Source organism: Pinirhizobacter sp., from assembly GCF_035317885.1.
Classification (GTDB): Bacteria; Pseudomonadota; Gammaproteobacteria; order Xanthomonadales; family Rhodanobacteraceae; genus Pinirhizobacter.
The window spans coordinates 1-3,084 of the sequence record NZ_DATHFX010000383.1; the positions used below are offsets into that span (position 1 = coordinate 1).

The 3,084-nt window shown below is 66.5% G+C and carries 4 protein-coding genes; 2 read left to right on the forward strand and 2 right to left on the reverse strand.

Going from position 1 to position 3,084, the window contains the following annotated elements; all coding sequences use genetic code 11:
- Nucleotides 1–140: 140 nt before the first annotated feature.
- The gene (gene moaCB / locus VK519_RS12665) at nt 141–1,070 is read left to right on the forward strand and encodes a bifunctional molybdenum cofactor biosynthesis protein MoaC/MoaB (protein ID WP_324350279.1); all 930 of its coding nucleotides are present in this window, start codon (nt 141–143) and stop codon (nt 1,068–1,070) included.
- Entirely contained in the window at nt 1,063–2,280 is a 1,218-nt protein-coding gene (locus VK519_RS12670; RefSeq protein ID WP_324350281.1) for a molybdopterin molybdotransferase MoeA, read from the forward strand. The genes moaCB and VK519_RS12670 overlap by 8 nt, the downstream gene beginning before the upstream one ends.
- Before the next feature lie 4 nt (nt 2,281–2,284).
- On the opposite strand, the gene VK519_RS12675 is transcribed toward VK519_RS12670, so the two are convergent.
- Both VK519_RS12675 and VK519_RS12680 read right to left on the reverse strand, forming a co-directional pair.
- Entirely contained in the window at nt 2,285–2,647 is a 363-nt protein-coding gene (locus VK519_RS12675) for a hypothetical protein (RefSeq protein ID WP_324350283.1), read from the reverse strand.
- A 92-nt stretch (nt 2,648–2,739) separates the two neighbouring features.
- A partial coding sequence (locus VK519_RS12680) for an NUDIX hydrolase (protein ID WP_324350285.1) occupies nt 2,740–3,084 on the reverse strand: 345 nt, incomplete at its 5' end.

Consider the following 3,084-nt stretch of genomic DNA (forward strand, 5'->3'; position numbering starts at 1 on the left):
AAGCACGGCGTGCCGGTCTGGAAGGAAGAATTTTATGCCGATGGCAGCAGCGCCTTCGTCGAGGGCTGTTGCATCCGCGACGATTTCGACGATGACCCTGCGCACAGCCATGGGCATCCTCACGAGGATTTGAGAACAGCATGAAAGACGTCGGCATGAAGCCCGATTCGCTGCGCTCAGCGCAGGCGACCGCCACCCTGCATGCACCCGCGCACTGCATCGAGTTGCTGCGAAGCGGCAACACGGAAAAGGGCGATGCCCTGAAGACCGCGCGCGTGGCGGGTATCCTTGCCGCCAAACGCACCGATGAACTCATCCCGCTTTGCCATCCGCTGCCGATCCATCGCGCGGAGGTGACCTTCGAACTGGGTGACGGGTACGTGGTGGTGACTACCGAAGTGCAAACCATCGGGCCGACGGGCGTGGAAATGGAGGCGCTGACCGCGGCAAGCCTGGCTGCGCTCACCCTGTACGACATGTTGAAGCCCTACGCCGAACCCGAGCAATTGCACATCGAAGCATGCCGGCTGCTTCAGAAGAAGGGCGGCAAGTCGCACTACCGTCGGCGCCTGCAAGCTGCGAAGGCGGCCGCCATCGTGGTGCTTTCCGATACCGTGGCGCGGGGCGACAAGCCCGACACGGCCGGTGTGGCGGCACGGCAAGTGCTCGAAGCGGCCGGCTTCGATCCCATCGACTACCGCCTGCTTGCCGACGATGCCACCGCGCTGGGCGCGGTCTTGACCGAACTGACCAGCGCGGGTGTGCCGCTGGTATTGACCGTGGGCGGCACCGGTGCGGGCACCCGCGACATTACCGTGGACGTGGTCGCGCGCATGCTCACCATGGAGCTCCCCGGCATCATGGAAGCCGCCCGTGCCTTCGGCCAACAGCGCATGCCCTTCGCCATGCTTTCGCGCGGTACGGCAGGCTATGTCGGTGAAACCCTGGTGGCGACCCTGCCTGGCAGCCGCGGCGGAACGGAACAGTCGCTGGCTGCGATCCTGCCTGGCCTCGTGCACCTGCTCGACGACGCCCGCGCCGGCCATGCCCATCCCGGCGGCTATGCCTGAGCACACTCTGATATCCCTGGCCGATGCGCTGGCCATGTACGAGGGCGTCGGCGCCCTGCCGGCGATCGAGCTGGACCTTCCCCGTGCCCTGGGCCGCGTGCTGGCGGCGCCATGCCGGGCCGCGGTGGACCTTCCTGCATTCACCCAGAGCGCCATGGATGGTTATGCCATCCGTGGCAGCGAAACCAGCGGTGCCACCGCGACGTACCCGGTGGTGCTGCCGGTGGCCGGCACCGTGGCCGCCGGTGAAGCCGCCGCTGCGCCGATGCTCCCCGGTACCGCTTTGCGCATCTTCACCGGTGCACCATTGCCGGTAGGTGCCGATGCCGTGGTGCGGCAGGAAATCGTTGAGCGCGATGGCAACGACGTGCTCCTGCGCCAGGCCGTGCCGGCGGGCAACGAAGTGCGCCACCGTGGCGAGGAATTGCAATGTGGCGACACCGTTGCCGTTGCCGGAAAGCGCATCAATGCCGGCTTGCTCGGTGCGTTGGCGATGGCCGGGGTACATAGGGTCAGCGTGCGTCCCTCACCCCGGGTGACGGTGCTGGTGACCGGCGATGAAGTGGCGCGTGAAGCCGGTGACACACCTGTTGGCCGCATCCACGATGCCAATGGCCCCCTGATCACTGCGTGGTTGCTGGAGCGGGGCTATCCGGCGCCGGTACGCGTGTACGTGCCCGACGATCCCGGCGCCGTCCGCGATGCCCTGGCGCAGGCGCTCGATGGATCGGACCTGGTCATCACCACCGGCGGGGTATCGGTGGGTGACCGTGACTACATACCGTCAACCGCCGATTCGCTCGGCGTGGAACGGATGTTCTGGAAAGTGGCGCAGAAGCCGGGCAAACCGCTGTGGTTCGGCCGACGGGGTTCGAGCTGGCTCATGGGCATGCCGGGGAACCCAGGCGCCGTGCTGGTGTGCCTGGCGGTACATGCGGCGGCAGTGCTTGCACGCCTTGAAGGCGAGGCAGCGGCGATGCCTGCCTGGCGCATCGGTGAGCTTGCACAGGGCGTTCAAAGCGATGCAGGACGCGACCGCCTGTTGCGGATGGACATCATTGCCGACGATGGCCGGCTTCGGCTCGTGCCGCTGCCGCGGCAGGAGTCGCACATGCTTTCCAACCTGGCCAGCGCCTCGGCGCTGGCGTGGTTGCCGCGCCGCGACGAAGCGTACGCGGCGGGCGAGTTGCTGCGCTATATCGCGCTGTAGTGCCTTACCAGGTGCGGACGTCGGTCACCGTCACCGTGTAGTTGGCCATTTCGGTCTGGTAGCGGAACAGGCGTCCGAGGTCGAAGTCGACGCTCTGGCCCGGGGCGATGTTCGAGGTACCGGCGGGCCAACCCTGCTTGGTCTGCAGGACGTTGCCGGCGGCATCCTTGGCCTCGATCTTCACCTGGGCGGCGGCGGCTTCCGGGCACTTGTTCACCAGCTGGCCCTTCATGTTGAAGCGCGGCGTGCCCGCACCGGCTACCAGCTTGACGGCGAAGCCGTCGACGGTGAAATCCTTCGCTGCGCAGGCAGCGTTGGCGGCAACCGGGGCCAGGAACAGCAGGGCGGCAATGGCAGCGATTTTCATGGTTGGAACCTTGAGCGATGGGAAAACGGCGGAGGGCATATGCCCTCCGTAGCCTCCTCATCGGCAGGTTCGGCCAGACCTTTAGGCTTTCTTCAGTCGCAAGAGACGCCGGTATCGGCGCAGTGGTCGATGAACCAGAGCCCCGCAAACAGCTTCGGGTCGATCGAATACCCCTCCGCGGCCCGGGCGAACAGCCAGGCGCCCGCTTCGGCCCTGGGTACCTCGTGCACGAGGATGTTTTCCGTCTCGTCGCCACCCCCGTTGCCGACCTTTTCCAGGTCGTAGGCGCGGACGAAGGCAATCATCTCGGTGCTCATGCCCGAAGAAGAGGGCCCGGCGTGGATGAACTCAAGGCGGCCGCAGCGGTAGCCGGTTTCTTCCTCCAGTTCCCGGCGGGCCGCGTCCATGGCGTCCTCGGTGTCATGGGTTTCCAGGTC

What these genes read in the sequence shown, in the direction of transcription:
- moaCB (WP_324350279.1), top strand. Translation starts at nt 141, where the DNA reads ATGAAAGACGTCGGCATGAAGCCCGATTCGCTGCGCTCAGCGCAGGCG.
- VK519_RS12670 (WP_324350281.1), top strand. Translation starts at nt 1,063, where the DNA reads ATGCCTGAGCACACTCTGATATCCCTGGCCGATGCGCTGGCCATGTAC.
- VK519_RS12675 (WP_324350283.1), bottom strand. Translation starts at nt 2,647, where the DNA reads ATGAAAATCGCTGCCATTGCCGCCCTGCTGTTCCTGGCCCCGGTTGCC.